Genomic DNA, 17593 nt, shown 5'->3' on the forward strand with positions numbered 1-17593 from the left:
ACGGTTTTTTAATAATCTTTTAATGCTTTTTAGATTGTCTTCCGGATTCTATCATCTCTTTTTCAAATGCCTCTGGATTTTTTAAGTAATAATCCTGATGATACTCCTCTGCCTCATAGAAACTCTTGAATTTTTCGATAGCAACGTAGGTCTTCTTGCCAGACTCCTCTTCTAGCTTGTGAATACGGTTCTGGGCACGAAGTTTTTCCTCTTCTGTGCTGTAATAGATAGCCAATGTATATGAAAAGCCCTTGTCAATGAACTGTCCCTCAGGGTCAAATGGATCTACATTGGCAAAAAAGATATCTAGAAGCTTATCATATGAAACCTTCTCAGGATCATAAACAAGCTCAATAGTCTCGCGGTGTCCGGTCTTCTGGGCCTTAACGTCCTCATAGGTAGGATTAACTTCGTCTCCGCCAGAATAGCCGCAGATAACCTTATCAACTCCATACATTTTATAAATTGGTGTTACGCACCAAAAACATCCCCCGGCAAAATGTGCTTTCATAACCTTTCTCCTCTTTTATGTTTTATATCTATCTGATGTCAGACCTGTTAATTACTTAAGCTCTAAACTATCAGATATGTAATACTTGAAATCATTATCTGAGCAGTACTTCTTGACATGTCCAATTAACTTATTATCAGTAGTATATTCCAGAAGATAGATATCAAGTCCCTTACCAGCAGCAAGTTCTACATATTCCTTGAAGTACCGGCTATCTTCTGCCGATTTCTTGGTAAAAGAATCATTGTCCCAATCTATCTCACTAAAGACTGATTCTTGATTAACTGCATCAGCTACATCATCAGCTGATCCATTCTTGGTAATAAACTCTGTGATGTAAGTATCTCCACCGTTTATGCAGACATATTTACCAGTTTTCTTAAGTCCCTTGAGGATCGTTGTAAGTCCCTCATATATCTTCTGAGTCTTGTAACAGTAATAAACATCAGTATTATCCACAAAAAATCCATCAATTCCCTTTGCTACAAGCTCTTTTGCAAGCTTATCTGTGATGAACTTCTGCCAAGACTTATCTGAAACGTCAATCCAGCTCTCCTCTTCCCAATTCTCATAAGCTCCAAGAGTCAGATACTTGTAATCTTCATAATATGGTCTAAAATTCTCTATCGAGCCTACGTTAATATAGCTATAGACTGTGCAGCCGCTGTCCTTAAGCTGCTTAATCTCCTTCTTGGTAAAGTACTGAGCGTCAATGACTACGATCTCGTAACTTTTCATCTTGCTAATGGCATCTGAATCCGCACCAATAAAGACTCCGTAAGGGTATTTCTTGGTGGAAGTCTTGGTAGATGCCGATGATGAGAAATTCAAGTTTCCTATAGCCAGTATAATGAGGGCTACAGCTATTATTAAGTTAGTAACAAGTTTCTTCTTTTTCATAAAAACAAACATAGCAGATAACGGGAGTAAAAACAAATTAAAAAATTGTGAACTGTGGGGAGGAGGGAGGGGGTGTAGCGATCGCCACCACTGATTACCTGCAATCGAGGGTTTGTGGCTAATGTAGGTATTGTTTGGCTAGCTGGGACACTTTTCTAGCAAGTTTTATTACCTGCATGCTGTCGATTTTGGCCGATGTAGGTAATCCTTGGCTAGCCATAGCCTTTTTCAGCTAGTTTTTGTTACCTGCATGCTGTCGATTTTGGCCGATGTAGGTAATCCTTGGCTGGCCATAGCCTTTTCACAGCTGTACTCTTAGCCAAATAATATTGAAATTTACGTTTTCGGCTAATATATATCTTCATCTATTCTTGAAATCAAAGTGGTTCTTTAGCCGAAAACAGTTAGACTTGCTTAATTCAGCTAATATTTTGTATAACTAGTGCTCACTTATAAATGGATAGTAAACAAAAACATTAGCCTATTTATCTAAAATCTATGTTTATCGGCTAAATCAGTAATTCTTCTTGTTTTTTTATGCCACTAATTCTTTAGCCGAAAAATCAACTTTGTAGAGTTCTAAGCTAAACATGCTTGTTTTCTACCGTTACAGTGTGATGAGTGTGGATGGTTCACTTGAGCGATTTATTTTTCGCAGATGATACATGGCATGAAAAATCCCCAAATAGATTTATGTTATGAATAACATGAAATAAATCTATTTGGGGATTATGAATGTCTTATGTATCCTGCGAAAAATACTATAGAGCGAAAGTGGAGCATCCGCACCATCACACGTCCGTAGGCCAAGAAAGTTCCGGGTGGTCAATACACCCCGGTGCCAATCACCCATGCTTGAGCTTTTTCTCTTCGTACATGTTGTCGTCCATGCGGCGGAAGAAACCATCTCGGTCGTCTTTGTCTACATCGTAGATGGCATAACCAAGAGAAAGTGAAAGTTTGTAGTGCCTACCCTCTGTTTCGTTGAAGATCCTAAGCTCTTCCCTTATGTTTCTGATAATGTTCTGCATCTCGTAGTGACTAGTGTTACTTACTAGTAGGATGAACTCATCTCCTGCAAATCTTGTAGCTATGGCTTTGTCAGGTTTACTAAGGATGATAACACGTGCCACATCTATAAGAGCTTCATCTCCGAATGAATGACCAAGAGTATCATTGATCTTTTTAAAGTAATCAACGTCGATCATGATAGCTCCGATCACAGAATTCTTGTCCTTCAATAAGTTATCCATCTGATAATCAAGATAGGCTCTGTTATAAAGTCCTGTCAGAGTATCAAGATAAGAAAATTCATTCTGAAGAGACATATAAATAGCAGTAAGACCTATGGCAAGAGACACCCAGATAAGTGAAACGCCATAGAACATAGCCTGAATACCAGTACCAAGTACGATTGGTCCCATCATCAGATATAATGGAAAAAACTTTGCTTTTCCATATCTCTTTTCATAGCAGATAAGTATCACTATGCTCATTACAAGATATCCCAGATCAACAACATAAAACGCATAGTTTGCATTTAATCTATGATACACATTTGCCTCATCGATATAAAAGATAATAGGGAAAAAGATGTTTAAAAATGCCACGATCACCATTATCACTGCTGGTATAAAGGCCTTGGTATAGATTCTCTTTACTCTTGCCTTGCTGTTGTAAAGCTTGATGTCCTCATAAAGGCACCAGCATGATATAAAGACCGGATTTGACATGAAACAAAAGGTATTGGCAAAAACATTTATAAAATGCCACAGCCTCCCAGGCTTCCCATCAGAGTAGAAGGAAAAGAAATCTACAACACAGGAAACCAAAGTCAAAATGGTTATATATGTAAAGATCTTAAGTTCAAGATCTCTTTTTGAACGCCTTATGCGGCTACTTATGAGCAATGCGATCAGCAGGATAAATCCCATGCTATCAGCAATTGCTACTGCTAATACGTTCAAGAAACTCCTCCTTTTGGAATGAGCATCTTAAGCTCAAACCAATTGTCTTTGATGTCAAAGTTAACTGTTCCGTGATATTTCTCTAAAGTATATCTGATACTCTTAAGGCCGAATCCATGATTTCCCTTGTCAGCCTTTGTAGTTACAGGATAGCCATTTTTCATTGTGATACGATTCTCACAATAATTATTGATCTGTATAAGAACAAAATTTTTCTTTGGAGAAATTGCCATGTGAATAAGCCTTTTCTCAGGATCCTCGATGAGAGATACACTCTCAATGGCATTGTCCAGGGCATTACCAAAAACAGTACAGATATCTGCAACATGCATAAAATCAAGAATATTGCCATCAGCTACGCAGGTAATCTTGATATTATTGGCTCTACAGTTCATCATCTTACCTGCAATAAGCGTGTCAAGAACGCTGTTACCTGTCTGAAGCTCAGGGTTGTAGGATTCAAGCTCTTGTTCAAGAGTATCGATCCACTTCTTTCGCTCTTCATCACTCATTTCAGAACGAAGGCCTGCTATCTGATGCTTTAAGTCATGATACTTCATGTTGATCATGTCAAAAGTAGTTTGATAGCCCCTGTACTTATCATACTGAGCCTTCAGCATAGAGTGGATGTTTCTAAGCTCTTTCTCTGCCAGAAGCTCACATATTCTGCTTTGATAAACATATAATATCATTATTCCAGCAATATCAACAAGTGTTCTGATATAAAAAACATCCGCGGTGACTCCTGCTGAAAAAGGAGTATTCTGAACTATGAAACTAAGGTTACTAAAAGCAAAGATTGCTGCAGCAATGGCAATAGCTGCCCACAGCTCATGATAATTGATCTCAAGTTGAAAGATTCCTCTTGTAATGCTAACTTCCATGTAGTGTGCCCAAGTAAAGACAAGAACATACACTGCTACCAAGATCAGGATCTGAATAGCCTTAGAATTGTTTTTGGTAAGGAAAAAGCAGGCAAGCTGCCATTCAAGAGAAGCTGCAAGTTCTGCTAGAAGAAATGCTCTTGCGCAATAGTAGCCAACAACATTTCTGCTGGTGTCACATGTAAGATATAAGAAAAGGTACATAAATCCCACAGCAATAAGCATACATGGGATCCAAAATACCACCGGTAGATTCTTGGTAAATACAAGAAATACACTCTGTGCGATCAAAGCAAACACAGAAAAGATAGTAAAGATACTGTTATTGATCTTTCTTTTTAATACCAGACAATAGGTCATACAAGCAAGCCATTCGGCAAGAGCTGTATATATTCGTGGTATGTCCTGATAAATATTTTCCATGGGAACTTCCTTAAATCACTGAGCCATATACTCAGTCAGGGCAGTCATAAAGTCATTTTTTCTGGATCTGCTGATAAGAAGCTGCTTGCCAGCAATGAGACAACTGCCATTTTCTACACCATCCACATATTTAAGATTAACAAGATATCCCTTGTTGCTCCTAAAGAAATTGTAGGGAACAAGCTGTTCTTCAAAATCCTTAAGCTTGGCCCTTATTGTAAACTCCCCGCCACTTGTATAAAAATTTAAGTTGTGTCCTTCACTTTCAATGTAAAAGACATTGTCTATATCTAGTTTTTTAACTCCAGACTGCATCTCTATGGATATAGTCTTACTGCTCTTACTCTTCATCTTGGATATAGCTCTTCCAAGCTTCTGAGAAAAAGCAAAATAACTAACTGGCTTTAATACGTAATCAAGGGCGTCAACCTGATAGCCCCTGATAGCGTAATTAGTCATGTTAGTAATAAACATAATGATAACGTCCTGATCGAGTTTTCTGATCTCCTCTGCTGCCGTCATACCGTCCATGAGCTTCATCTCAATATCCATAAGGATAATATCGAACTGTCCACGATAGCCATTGGTGATCTCATCACCATCCTTAAATCTGGTTATCTTGAAAGTTTTTCCGCTCTCTGACTGATACCTATTCACAAACTCTATCAGCTGATCAGCATATGAATTTTCATCTTCAACGATCGCAAGTTGGATCATTCACATGTTCTCCTATTAGCTTCTCCATCCAGACCATGTTGTACCATCTGCCAAACTTGTAGCCGCACTGGTGGAACTCTCCCACCATAGAATAGCCCATCTTTTCGTGAAACTTAACGCTATCATATGTTAAGTGCTCATCTTCAGCCCCGTTTGGGTAACCGATACAAGCATTAAGGTTAAGAATTCCCATCTCTTTAAGGCGCTTTTCAAGTTCCTCATAGAGCATGCGTCCAAGTCCGTCTCTTCTGGCATCTTTGGCCACATAGATAGAAGTCTCAACCGCCCACTGATAAGCAGCTCTTTCCTTGAATGGACTAACATAAGCATATCCGTAGATCTTGCCATCTCCCTCCACTACTAAATAAGGGAACTTTTTTAGTACACGTTCTATTCTGCCTCTGAATTCCTCTACAGAAGGAACATCATATTCAAAAGTTATAGCTGTGTTTTCAACATAGTACCTGTAAATATCAAGTAGCTCTTTAGCATCCTCAGGTGTAGCAATTCTGATCTGGTATGTCATAGCTGTAAATTACCCTCCATCAAGTCAAAGTCAATAGTCCTTACAGTTCCATCTTTGAGTGTTATGGTTACTGGACCGTATCCTCCGCATTTCTGAGGGTCTGTGTATTCAATAGCCTTAACTGGGAAAATATCATCATCATCAAAATCATCCAAGCTCTCTTTGGTGATAACCTGTGAGATCAGGAAATATGGCTCATATCCATACTGCTTGTCTCTCTTAGTATCTGCAAAAAGAACTATGGAATTCTTACTGTCAGGATTTGTATCTGTGCTTTTTATTATTTGGATATTATCCCATCCGTCCATAATTGTAAAGGCTAACTGTTTTTCTTTTCCTGTATGGTCATGTCCCTTTAGTATTACAGCCTTGTAGCCATCTTTTTCCTTCGTAATGACCTCTGTACCATTGTCAGGGAAGCCAAATGCTCCAAGAGTTATACGGATAGGTCTTCTGAAAAGACGTATCTTGTCCGCGCGGAAAATGCCATAAGGGACAGCAAAGTCTGCAATATTAAGTGCTGTTCTCCAATGAGTTTCTGTCTCAGTCTCATATTCAAAGAACTGCCTTCTGTAAAGGACGTTCTCCTTCTCACCATGCCAAAATGTGGCATTAGCCGCAAGTCCCTTTGCCCCCTCTTCGTCAAGATAAGTAATCACATACTGCTGAGATTCAACTCCCTCGCAAGGTCTTGATTCCCAAGGGAACTTTGAATTAAACACAAGCTTACTGTAGTTCCACATGCCGTGGGCATCATCCTTGTGCTTAACGATCTTACCGGTTCTAAGCTCTGTGATTCCGTTAGCTTCATGGTTTGCCATGCAAAGGGCAGGCCCATTAAGAGTTGTAACTTTAGTCTCTCTTTCTTTTAACTGCTCCCAGATACCGTTCTCTTCCTTGGCAGTCCAGAATGGGTGGTCAGCTGGTAAATGTAGGCACAAAAGAGCCTTAGCAAGCCAAAGAGGTGATTCTGCGCAGGAATATCCCTGAACAAGAGGCACAAATGGACCATAAAAGCCAAGAGTAGGCACTCCGCTCCAAAGGAAATCATCTCTTGTAAGGAACTGGAGAAGTGAACCTGAGCAGATACGTCTTGCAAGTCCAGGATTGATGCTGGAATTTTTCATCATAAGATTGCCATCAAAGGCACTTGTGGCAGCATTTCTGTAAATACCACTTCTGCCCCACATGTTTGTAAAGCCATCCCTGTCAAAGAACATAGGATAGGTCTTCATAAGTTCATTGGAGTTATCTTCAAATTTCTGGGCAATGTAAGGCTCTTTTTCATAGCCATACCATTCATTCCAGATAGCTGTATACATGTTAAATGCCCAGCATGAGTAGTAGTCAAAAGACTGACCATCTCTATACCAGCCATCACCTGCATAGTAAGCAAGGATGTTCTGAGCGTGGTCTCTCATGATGTCTTCATCGATGTCGTAGCCATTCATATAGAGAAACGCCATATCAAGCATGTTAAATAGACGCCAGTTCTGTGGAACTGTATTGGCATGGGCAAAGTCAGTCAAAAAGGCTGCAATCCTGTCTTTTTCATCCTGTGTATAAGTCTCCCAGATCTCATCCTTAGAAAGCCAGAGGCAGATCACAAGAGCTGCCGTCTCAACAGTCTGCTGATAAACAGCCACAGGATTGCCGCTCTTATCAAGCTCTTTCATGTCTGAGTAATTGAGAACATAGTTCTTTTCGCCCTTAGTAACTGCGTAAAGAACCTGCTTCTTGTAATATTCACGGATGTTTATGCCATTGAGCTCGAGGTCAGGTTTAATGTGGATAAGTGGCGCAGAAACAAAAAATGATCTGCAAAGCCCCTCAAAAACCTCGGCCTTGATTCTCCAAAGAGGTGCATCCTTGGAAGGATAAGTAACCTCTGTCTCATATCTTGGCATAACTACTGGGTCTTCGATATCCTTGATGTTGTCAAATATACCAGCTAATAGATACTGGGCAGCTTCGATCCAGCTATCTCTATCAAGTCCTGTATATGGGCTAAGTTCAAAATTAGTATGACTTGGTGTGAATTTCATAATCTCCTCCAACTGCCATCAAAATACTGTAAGTGCAGTACCTGTAAGCTTCATAAGTGCTTCAATATAGTAGTAATCACCGTAGATGATAGCCATATGATGGCCGTTTCCATGATAATCAACTGAACCTCTAGTGAGGATGTTGTCTCTGTCTAATGTATAGTCGCAGCTGTGTCCATCAAGGGCCTTAAGGAGCTTAACTGCTGCCTCAAGGTACTTCTCAGCCTTATCAGTCTCCCCAAGCTTATCAAGACACTTTGAAAGCTCTATAAAGCCGCCTGCAGTAATAGCTGCTGCTGTTGAATCCTCAAGGTCGTCTTCTTTTGGCTGTCTATAATCGATAGGCACAAGGAAGGTCTCTGGCATGTCAGAAAGAATGTACTCTGCGATCTTCTGAGCTGTCTTAAGATACTTCTCATCACCTGTGTAGATATAGCTAAGAGTAAAGCCGTAGATACCCCAGCTCTGGCCTCTTGTCCAGGATGAGCCTTCTGAATAGCCCTGACCTGCGTACTCTCTGTCAAACTTACCTGTAAATGGATCAAAGCCCACGATATGTCTAACAGAGCCGTCTTCCCTTACAAAGTTCTTCATAGCAGTGTTTGCGTGAGCCATTGCGATCTCTTTAAATCTTGGATCCTTAAGTTCCTCTGATGCCCAGTATAAAAGAGGCAGATTCATCATGCAGTCGATGATTGCCCAGCCTGTGGTATCTCTGCCATCGCCCCAGTCGTTCCAGGCTCTGATGAAATTACCATTTAAGTTAAAACGTCCTGCAAGAGAAGCTGCTGCCAAAAGTCCTCTGTTCTTGGACTCTTCGCCACCATAAAGCTTGTAATTGATAACAGCTGTAGGAAGCCATCTAAATCCGGCGTCATGATCCATTCCGTTGTAGTTAAGGAATGCTGCATCCATCTTATCTTCTACCTGGAGAGCTTCCTGCTTAAACATCTCATTTCCTGTAAGCTTGTATAGCTGCCACATCTCGCCGCCCCAGAAGCCATTTGTCCACCAGCAGATGTCATTTTTGCCAGCCCTGTCGTCAAATCTGCCGTTTGCATCTGTTGTATATGGAATCTTGTTTCTGTTTCTCTCAGTTACAGGAACCATCTTATCTTCGATCTTTTTAAGGGTGTCTTTGACCCACTTTTCATCTTCTGCTTTTAATAAACCCATTACTTATACCTCTTTTTGTTATGATATTACTTATTTTATTGTAAGCTTAAGCTTTCTGGCATCAGGCTTTACTAAAACTCTGTAAACCTCATGCTTCCAGGCAAGCGCAAGTCTTTCATCTGTTACCGGATATTCCTGAATTTCTGATACTTTTCCACCTTCGATAATGATCTTTCCTATGTTTTCCACAGTTATATGTGTTTTATCATCAGATGCAACTGGCTTTTCATAGGTCATAAGACTTATGATGCAGCTAGCATCAGCTTCAAACTCATCCTCTACTACAATATAGGCGCCCTTATTAAGGCTGATATCTCGCTTGTAGCTCTTTATCTTGGGGCTGTCATAGGCACCTGCCATGTCCATAGAAAGTGATGAGATTCCGCTATTGGCATTCCCAGATAAAAGACATTTCACATCCCTTGCAGCATACTTTTCCCCATCATGCTGCATATACACATGTTCATCATGGTTGTCAGCCTCTGAATCCCTTCCAAGTAAAGCTACCCTGCCATCAAAAACCTCGCTGTCAATAAATGTAGGCAGATTGTGGAACTGAGACTGCATGGTCCACAGCTCATACCTTCTGTCTGAGAAGGTCTTCTTGGTATAGGTTCCAACGCCCAGATCGATCACAAAAGGCTTTCCATCCTTGTACACGGTAAAAGAGCCCACGTCATTATGATTGTGGCTGTCTGCATTATCCCCAGCCTTGGCTGCAAGGACATAAGTGTCATCCCTTGCTACCATAAGTCCGACGCTTGCAAAGAAAGTATCCTCAGCTAGGCTCTCAGTCTTCTTATAAGCCTCCATTTCATCATAGGCAAAGGCCTGACAAACATGGTAAAAGAGATTTATCTCATCTGAAATAAGCTTCTGATCCGTGCTCTCAGCCTTAAAGTCCTCCGCTGCAAAGCTAGCAAGCACCTCATCTCCTGTTGCTTTGCCAAAAAGGAATTCCCTTGCAGTCCTTCTTCCTGGAAGAGCGCTGCAATCAGCAAAATTCACGTAGTAGCCGTTTCTAACATACATCTTAACAATGTAGTTTGCCACATTTCTTATGAGCTTATCACTAAACACTCCGGTAAAAGAGCTCTCTTTTCCCAGTGCGCCGCTCATAACCTCAAGGCATCCAAAGAGGCACAGGCCTGCATGAGTATAGTACTGAGCGCCCTCATCACATCCGCCGTCATCTCCGTATTCATCAAGGAAATAATCGCAGGAAAGAGCCGCTTTTTCAAGGAAGGATCTCATAACATCCTGTGAAAAGAACCCTGTAGGCCTTGTAAACGCGCACAAAAGAACATTTTGAGTGCACCAAACAGTCCAGTTGCACATTGGCTCTTTGCCGTTTCCCATCCACCAGAAGTGCTGATTTAGATATGGCTCAAAGATACGCTCCTTTAATCTCTCATTAACATAGAGACTGATATATGGGCTTATCTTCTGAAAAACTGGCCTTAAGAGATACTCACAAACTGCTATCTCAGCGCCAGACTCAGCATCAAAAAGATCTATGATAGGTCTTGTAGGATCTGGCATAGTCTCCTGGGCTGCATCTCGTTCATAGCTTGTATGAGGTGGAAGGCACCAGGTAGTCTCTTCAAGAATCAGATATAGTCCATCCAAGATAGCATCAAGAAATCTTCCTTTATTCTCGACACATTCAGCCATTACAAGCTTATTTAATTTTCTTCTTCGTGGAAAATACTTATCCTCGAACTGAACTCTGTTACCGGTTTTGGTGAATTCTCTGAAGTCAGAAATAAGAAGCTGGGTCCAAGGCTCTTTTAAAGCCTCTTCTCCAGCATTTATAAGATTCGTCTTAAGAGTATCAGAAAGGGCATCCCACCTGTCTCTATCTGATATATCAGGATAGATGTCATAAAGGCCTGCACCCTCTGTCTTTTTTAAATAATCCTCTACTATGGACCTGTGTTCCATAATCCATTACCTCCCGGCGGATTCGCTTCCATAAACTTCAATCTGTGTAAGAGCCGGGAATGGGCTTGGGTCATCAGCTTTGATAAGTTTGCCTAGCTTGAGCCAAGTGATACCCTTTCTCTCAATGTGGAAAACATGAGGCTCTGCCACCTTTTTGTCCATCTGAACGACTTCACTTGTTCCGTCAGAGAAGGTGAATGTAGCCTCTACCCACCAGTTATCATGTGGAAAATCAGCCCTTGTATAAAGAACTATCTGGTCAAAGTCTACTTCTCTTCCAAAATCAAGGGTAAACTCTGCATCATCCTGTCTGTTGATGCCCCAGGACTCATAAGGCCATTCTCCATGAGAAAGAGTTGCGATACAGCCATCAATAGCATTTCTAGCTGCAAATACTGCCTCTCCTCTTGTTTCAACGTTGGCACTGGCATGAGGATAAACTCCTACTACCTCATGCTGATCAAATGGATTTGCTGCTATATTGCGATATCCTTCTACTTCAAAAGAAAAAGCTGCTCTGATGCTGACATAATGTCTATTACCAAAGAAAGCTAATGGATTGTAGCTGGTTTTTTTCTCATAAAAAGGAACTGTAAAAAGCACAGTCTCCTGAGTTATATACACAAGTGCCGGATCAATGGCAGCGTCAACCTTGACTACATAAAAATTGTCAGGCTCGATGCCGGAAAATTCGATGATATCGCCCTTTCTGTATTCACCATCCCAGGCAAGTACCACGTTGTCCTGGCCTTCGCTCTCAGCCTTTGGTACATGATCCCAATCATTATATACAGATATTTTCATAATATTCTCCCGTAAATCTGTTACCTAGTAGATAAAAAGATATTTTCTCTTATGGCAGTCTCATCGTCAGGATACGTCTCAAGATAAGTAGTCATAAGTGAAGAAGCAAGGTTAAACTCGCCCATATATTCATATGCAGTGATCTGATTAAGAGTAAGAGCCTGATTCATGGCCTTATCATCTAAAGCAATGCCTGCTTCAAAGGAAGCTACCGCTGACTCATAATCTGCAAGCTTTATCTGGCACATACCAAGTCTATTGTAGACTTTGGCGCTATCTGGGTTATCCCTTAGATAATTAGAATACTTGCTGCAAGCAGTTGAATAGTCTCCCATAGTCTCAAGTGTATGTCCCAGCATCAGGATAACAGGCTCTTTGTCCTGGTCCCTTTCATTGCTGGCAGTCTCAAGATACTGAACTGCGCTCTGATAATCGCCGAGATAAAAATAGATCTGTCCTCTCTCATAGTTGGACATGAAGTCGCTACCGTTTTCCATAGCCTTACTCAAAATGGATCTGCCTTCGTCTCCATAGCCCTGCTCATCAAGAGATTTGCATATCATTATCATCATTGAATAATCTTTGGGATTTAAAGAGATCGCTTTGGTAAAATCAGCATATCCAAGGTCATGCTCACCAGCTGCAAGTTCTGCAGTTCCTCTAAGGTAGTAGGCATTACTATCCTTACTGCGAAGACCTATGATAGCGTCGTAAACCTCTTTTGCCTTGTTGTATTCACCAAGCTTGTAATAAGCTTCTGCCAGGTAATAGTTGGTGTCAAAGTCCATATCATCAACTATTCCCTCGTCAGTAGCCAAAGAAGCCAGCAGTTCGTTAACTGCCAGCTCATATTCATTTTTGTAAAGATAAGCTATACCCCTTCCTCTGTGGACAAGGCAGGCGTCTTCACCCTTCTCTTCAGCTACATTAAAACTCTCGAGAGCATTATCATACTGATGGCTCTCGATGTATGCAAAACCTGAATCGATATTGTGTCCCCCTGACAAACTTCCACAACCAGAAAGAATCATTGTTAAAGCTAAAGCGCAGATCGCTGTTTTAAGCTTCATACATGTCCCCTATTATTTTCCTAAATATGCGATGATCTCCACTTCGCAGAGAACGTTTCTAGGAAGCTGCTTGACTGCAACACAGCTTCTAGCTGGCTTGCCAGTAAAATACTTCTCATATACAGCGTTGAATGCTGCAAAATCACTCATCTCAGCAAGGAAACAAGTTGTCTTAACTACATGCTCATAATCAGTTCCTGCAGCCTTGAGAATCTCACCAATATTACGGCAAACTCTGTCAGCCTGATCAGCAATAGTAGTAGTATCGATCTCACCTGATTCAGGATTGATAGGAATCTGTCCTGAAGCATATAAGAAATCTCCTGCCTTGATAGCCTGAGAATATGGTCCGATTGCTGCTGGTGCTTTGTCTGTTGAAATGTACTCCATTTTGTCTCCTCCTTATGATATGTTCTACTCCGTCTGATCCTCACCAAAAAGAGCAGTTACATAGAATCCTCTTGCGTTCTCTTCAACCTTGGTCACTACACCTTCTCTTTCTAGCATACGCTCGCGGAAAGGGAAGTTTCCTGACATTGCAAGGGAAGGGTCGATAGTATAGTAATAGTTACTAGGAAGAACTCCTTCTGTGACAGTCACATGATCACCTTCATGTAAAAGTCCAGGTCGTTCCATCTTAAATGTCATTTCTCTAGCCATTTTATCACCTTCTCTCATTACTTAACAATAGCGTGTTGTAGCAAATACTGGTGCCATCTCTCATAGGAAGAAGCCTTTAAATGAACACCATCAAAGGACAGTTCTGACAAAAGATTTCCATTTTCGTCATCAACAGCTTCATTCATATCAATATAGAAGATAGTCTTGTTATCAGCAAACTGAGACAAAGCTTCATTTCTCTCATTGATGTTTGCGTTATTAAAGTGCTTGTCATTATCACTCTTATTGGCTGTTACATGCATGATGCCCTGAATATAGATGATGGCATCTGGCTGAAGTTCCCTGATCCTATCAAGAACTTCTTTGTACTTGTTGCAGAAATACTCTGTATTACCAGTACCAATCTCGTTAAGTCCAAGCATGATGTAGATCTTGGCAAACTGATGCTCAGAAAGCGCCTGATCAACTGTTATCTTTCTGCCATCTTCTGTCGTAACAAATTCCTTGGTCATCGCTGTAAATATTGTAAGTGAAACCTTGGAATAGAAAGTTGCTCTTGAATCAAGTTCCTCACAGTACTCAGAAAGGCCTACTGTTCTAGAATCTCCAATAAATAATGCATCACAGAAATAATCATCTGTTACTTCTGTTAATTCATATGTAACATCCTCTGAATTGCCGGATACGTCATTACCTGAAACATCATTAGCAGAAACATCGGTAACAGAATCTTCTACAGGTTCCTCTACAAGCTCTGTAACTTCCTCTTCATCAACTTCGTCTTCTACTAATTCAATAGGTTCCTCTATAGGAGCGCTGCTCCATGGGAATACGCCATCAGTAAGTCCCTTAAAGAAAAGGCTAAGGATTGGCGTGTCAGCTCCCATGCTGATGCTGTACTCCTGATACACAGTATCTTTAAGTCCAAAAGAGATGCCCGATATTAAGATTGTAAATACCACTACTCCAATGAGAAGCGGGCTCTTTTTAAACCACATTTTTTCTTTCCTATCTAAAATTTAAAATACATGAATGGATTGCCAGCTGCATTGGACAAGCTAAATACGCATGCCCAGAACAGTATAAATAAAAACACATTTATAACAGGGTGTTTTCTGTTTTTTACAAAAAATCTATATAGGCCAGGTAAAAGAAGTATGATACCTGCAGCAAGGAAGCCGCCATAGATACCAAGATTCTTGATAAAGTCGTTCTGATTGACTGCGATTCCCTCTCCAAAGAATGGGAAAAGTCTCTTGAAATACTCAAGAAGATGCATAGGATTGGTTATTGCAAATATTACCCATGTAAGCGGGATAAATACTAATACATTTATCTTACCTATGATCTTGCCAAGAGTTTTTGGAAGCTTTGGCATGATCACGAAATGCTCAAGGGCGATAAATGCAAAGAGGATAAGTCCCCACAAAATGAAGTTAAGTGTAACTCCGTGCCAAAAGCCTGTAATAAGCCAAACAACAAGGAGATTAAGAAATGTTCTTCCTGTTCCCTTCCTGCTGCCTCCGAGAGGAATATAGATATAATCCTTAAACCATGAGCCCAAAGTAGCATGCCATCTGCGATAAAACTCAGAAATACTACCAGAGCTATAAGGCTGGTCAAAGTTTGTGATAAATGGGAATCCAAGCATAACGCCTATTCCGGCTGCCATAAGTGAATATCCCCAGAAATCATAATAAAGCTGAAGTGAATAAGTAACGGCTCCTATCCAGGCAAGAGGTGTAGAAATACTCTCATAGCCGATGGTTCCGATATCATTCCAGAGCATAGCAAAGTGATCTGCAAGAAGGACCTTAAACCCAAGTCCAAGAACAAAGAACTTAAGACCATCTTCGATCTGCTCTAAAATGTCGCCAAGCTTCTCTTTGAGCTCTAACTTCTCAAAATCTGAGTAACGCATAATAGGACCTGATGTCACCTGTGGAAACATAGTGAAATAGGCCGCAACGTCTACAAATTTTGGTTCATTTTCAATTTTACCTTTGTAAATATCCACCTGATAAGAAATCATCTTGAAAGTATAGAAGCTGATTCCTATTGGAAGAAAAGAATTATTGATGAACTGACCGATAAGCTTAAACTCGATCAGCATCAATGCATCAAGACACACAGCAAAGGCAAGAAGAAGCTTTTTCTTCTCACCAAAATTTGCTCTGCCAAATAAATAGTTAACAATTACAGCTCCCAAGAGAGCTGGAAATAATCTGATATCCCCTACTGCATAGAAAGCAAGGCTACCAATTAAGAGTGTCCACGTTCTATATGTAATGGGAGTCAGATAATAAGCTATAAGAACAACCGGTAAAAACCTAAAAATAAAAGTTAAATCCGAAAAATTTATCATTTCCCCACTATCAATCCTATATATAAATCAAAAACTACATCAATTACCGGAGTTGTTGATCTCCGCAAGTTTGGTCTGTGCTGCCTGAGCACTCTGAGTGTTAGGGAAGTTATTGACTACAAGGTCATAAGATTCTTTTGCCTTGTCAATATCCCCATTTGCATAGTACGAAGTAGCCAGATAATACAGTGTATTAACATCACCACTGTTGTACTGATATGCCTTAGAAAGGTTGGCGATAGCAGTCGCATAGTCATCTGACTTATAAGCTTCATATCCTGTATTATAGTAAGATGTCGCAAGCTGTGGTCCTACCAGTGACATTAAGCTGTCATAAAGACTCTTAAACTCAGGAGATATATCATCTCCAATGGCATTAAGATCCACTTTAGAAAGAGCTTTTGCCATTCCTTCTACATCTGAAGGATTTGCAAGATATATGCTAACAGCCTTCATAAGACTGTTCATAGCTGCTGATGTTGAATCAACGCCCTCATAGTCAGTTACCTGAGTCTGAAGATTGTCGACCTGAGTCTGAAGAGTAGCTATCTGCTGTTCGTACTCATTGATCTTGGCTGACTTGGCATCTGATTCTTCACTGATCTGTGTGATCTTCTGCTGATTGCTAGAGTTAATGCTAACGATCCTCTGTGGAAGGATAAGGAAGCATGCAGCTGCAAGTCCAAGAACGATACCAAGAACGATACCCCAAATAGAGCCTGTTCTGGTAATTGCAGACTTCTTGACTGGCTGAATGATCATCTCATTGCCACTATTGTATCTGATAACATCATCACTGTCAGCAGTGGCAATATCAGAAACAAGCTTGCCGCTCTCACCTGGAAGCAACATACTGTCAGCTTCCTTAAGATATTTCTTGGCAAGAACATTGCCTGAATCAAGCTTTAATGCTTTCTGAGCCTCAATCTTGGCCCTATCCCAGTTACCACCCTTTAAATATAAAAGACACAACAAAAGATGCGCTTTAATAAAGCCAGGATTAAGAGACAGCACCTTCTTGAGCTGAATAACAGCTAGATCAAGGCTGTCCTGGTGGCAGTAATTAAGCGCAATATTAAACTTCTTGATTGTCTGGTTGATATCATCTAACTTGGATGGGCTGTTTCTTACAGTATCCATGTAATAATCAGCAACATTATCCTCTGTCTTGAGGTTCTTGCTGATAACCCATTCTGAAAGTGCAGCAACAACCTCCCCAGTCTCATAGTAAATAAGACCTAGAAGGTTTCTGGCATCTATATTATTCTTGTCGAGCTTAAGGCTCTGCTTGAGAGCTTCTGTAGCACCTGTTAAATCCCTAACTCCGGCTCTTTCAAGGCCGTCATTGTAATAAACATTAGAAAGACTTACAAGTCTCCTATAAGTCCTAACATTTGCTCCACATCCTGGGCAGATATCCCCCTTATTAAGCTCTGTCCCACAACGATTACATTTCATTATTACTTTGTCCTTCTTTGATTGTCAGTTCCCTGTCCTGCGTCCTTAAGGAGTCTGACCAAAACATCAGACATATCATCAAGATCCTGATTATAAATAATATCCTCAGCATCCTCTATCTCAAGACTTGGTTTGAATTTTTTTAACTCTTCTTCAAAATTAAGCATAGATAAATCCTCTGC

Annotated in this window: 17 protein-coding genes; all 17 read right to left on the bottom strand. The window is 40.6% G+C overall.

Annotation, left to right across the window (positions count from 1 at the left end; all coding sequences use genetic code 11):
- Nucleotides 1-19: 19 nt before the first annotated feature.
- The 17 genes from msrA to BLS24_RS15210 all read right to left on the bottom strand — a co-directional run bounded on the left by msrA (nt 20) and on the right by BLS24_RS15210 (nt 17578).
- The gene (gene msrA, locus BLS24_RS05480) at nt 20-511 is read right to left on the bottom strand and encodes a peptide-methionine (S)-S-oxide reductase MsrA (RefSeq protein ID WP_091756913.1); all 492 of its coding nucleotides are present in this window, start codon (nt 509-511) and stop codon (nt 20-22) included.
- 51 nt (nt 512-562) lie between these two features.
- Nucleotides 563-1411, bottom strand: a complete 849-nt coding sequence (locus BLS24_RS05485) for an endo alpha-1,4 polygalactosaminidase (protein WP_091757192.1) — start codon at nt 1409-1411, stop codon at nt 563-565.
- A gap of 845 nt (nt 1412-2256) precedes the next feature.
- A complete protein-coding gene (locus tag BLS24_RS05490) occupies nt 2257-3378 on the bottom strand; it encodes a GGDEF domain-containing protein (protein WP_091756915.1) in 1122 nt (373 codons plus the stop codon).
- Nucleotides 3375-4685, bottom strand: a complete 1311-nt coding sequence (locus tag BLS24_RS05495; protein ID WP_091756917.1) for an ATP-binding protein — start codon at nt 4683-4685, stop codon at nt 3375-3377. Before BLS24_RS05495 ends, BLS24_RS05490 begins: the two co-directional genes overlap by 4 nt.
- 15 nt (nt 4686-4700) lie before the next feature.
- A complete protein-coding gene (locus tag BLS24_RS05500; RefSeq protein WP_091756920.1) occupies nt 4701-5402 on the bottom strand; it encodes a LytR/AlgR family response regulator transcription factor in 702 nt (233 codons plus the stop codon).
- A complete protein-coding gene (locus BLS24_RS05505; protein ID WP_091756922.1) occupies nt 5380-5928 on the bottom strand; it encodes a GNAT family N-acetyltransferase in 549 nt (182 codons plus the stop codon). The genes BLS24_RS05500 and BLS24_RS05505 overlap by 23 nt, the downstream gene beginning before the upstream one ends.
- Nucleotides 5925-7973: a DUF2264 domain-containing protein gene (locus tag BLS24_RS05510; protein WP_091756924.1), complete on the bottom strand. Its 2049-nt coding sequence runs from the start codon at nt 7971-7973 to the stop codon at nt 5925-5927. Before BLS24_RS05510 ends, BLS24_RS05505 begins: the two co-directional genes overlap by 4 nt.
- An 18-nt stretch (nt 7974-7991) precedes the next feature.
- Nucleotides 7992-9149: a glycoside hydrolase family protein gene (locus BLS24_RS05515; RefSeq protein ID WP_091756926.1), complete on the bottom strand. Its 1158-nt coding sequence runs from the start codon at nt 9147-9149 to the stop codon at nt 7992-7994.
- A 30-nt stretch (nt 9150-9179) separates the two neighbouring features.
- Nucleotides 9180-11093, bottom strand: coding sequence for a heparinase II/III domain-containing protein (locus BLS24_RS05520; RefSeq protein WP_091756928.1), 1914 nt, complete (start codon nt 11091-11093; stop codon nt 9180-9182).
- A 6-nt stretch (nt 11094-11099) separates the two neighbouring features.
- Nucleotides 11100-11897: a DUF7402 domain-containing protein gene (locus tag BLS24_RS05525; protein WP_091756931.1), complete on the bottom strand. Its 798-nt coding sequence runs from the start codon at nt 11895-11897 to the stop codon at nt 11100-11102.
- Nucleotides 11898-11917: 20 nt separating this feature from the next.
- A complete protein-coding gene (locus BLS24_RS05530) occupies nt 11918-12967 on the bottom strand; it encodes a tetratricopeptide repeat protein (protein WP_091756933.1) in 1050 nt (349 codons plus the stop codon).
- A 12-nt stretch (nt 12968-12979) separates the two neighbouring features.
- The gene (locus BLS24_RS05535) at nt 12980-13357 is read right to left on the bottom strand and encodes a RidA family protein (RefSeq protein ID WP_071175471.1); all 378 of its coding nucleotides are present in this window, start codon (nt 13355-13357) and stop codon (nt 12980-12982) included.
- Between the two features lie 24 nt (nt 13358-13381).
- The gene (locus BLS24_RS05540; protein ID WP_091756935.1) at nt 13382-13627 is read right to left on the bottom strand and encodes a hypothetical protein; all 246 of its coding nucleotides are present in this window, start codon (nt 13625-13627) and stop codon (nt 13382-13384) included.
- A 17-nt stretch (nt 13628-13644) separates the two neighbouring features.
- Complete coding sequence (locus tag BLS24_RS05545; protein WP_091756938.1) at nt 13645-14586, bottom strand: GDSL-type esterase/lipase family protein; 942 nt, start codon at nt 14584-14586, stop codon at nt 13645-13647.
- A gap of 14 nt (nt 14587-14600) precedes the next feature.
- Nucleotides 14601-15953, bottom strand: a complete 1353-nt coding sequence (locus tag BLS24_RS05550) for an MBOAT family O-acyltransferase (protein ID WP_091756940.1) — start codon at nt 15951-15953, stop codon at nt 14601-14603.
- A 39-nt stretch (nt 15954-15992) separates the two neighbouring features.
- A complete protein-coding gene (locus BLS24_RS05555; RefSeq protein ID WP_091756942.1) occupies nt 15993-17411 on the bottom strand; it encodes a tetratricopeptide repeat protein in 1419 nt (472 codons plus the stop codon).
- 2 nt (nt 17412-17413) lie between these two features.
- A complete protein-coding gene (locus BLS24_RS15210; RefSeq protein ID WP_176764346.1) occupies nt 17414-17578 on the bottom strand; it encodes a hypothetical protein in 165 nt (54 codons plus the stop codon).
- Between the last annotated feature and the right edge of the window lie 15 nt (nt 17579-17593).

Source organism: Butyrivibrio sp. INlla18 (assembly GCF_900103635.1).
Classification (GTDB): Bacteria; Bacillota; Clostridia; order Lachnospirales; family Lachnospiraceae; genus Butyrivibrio.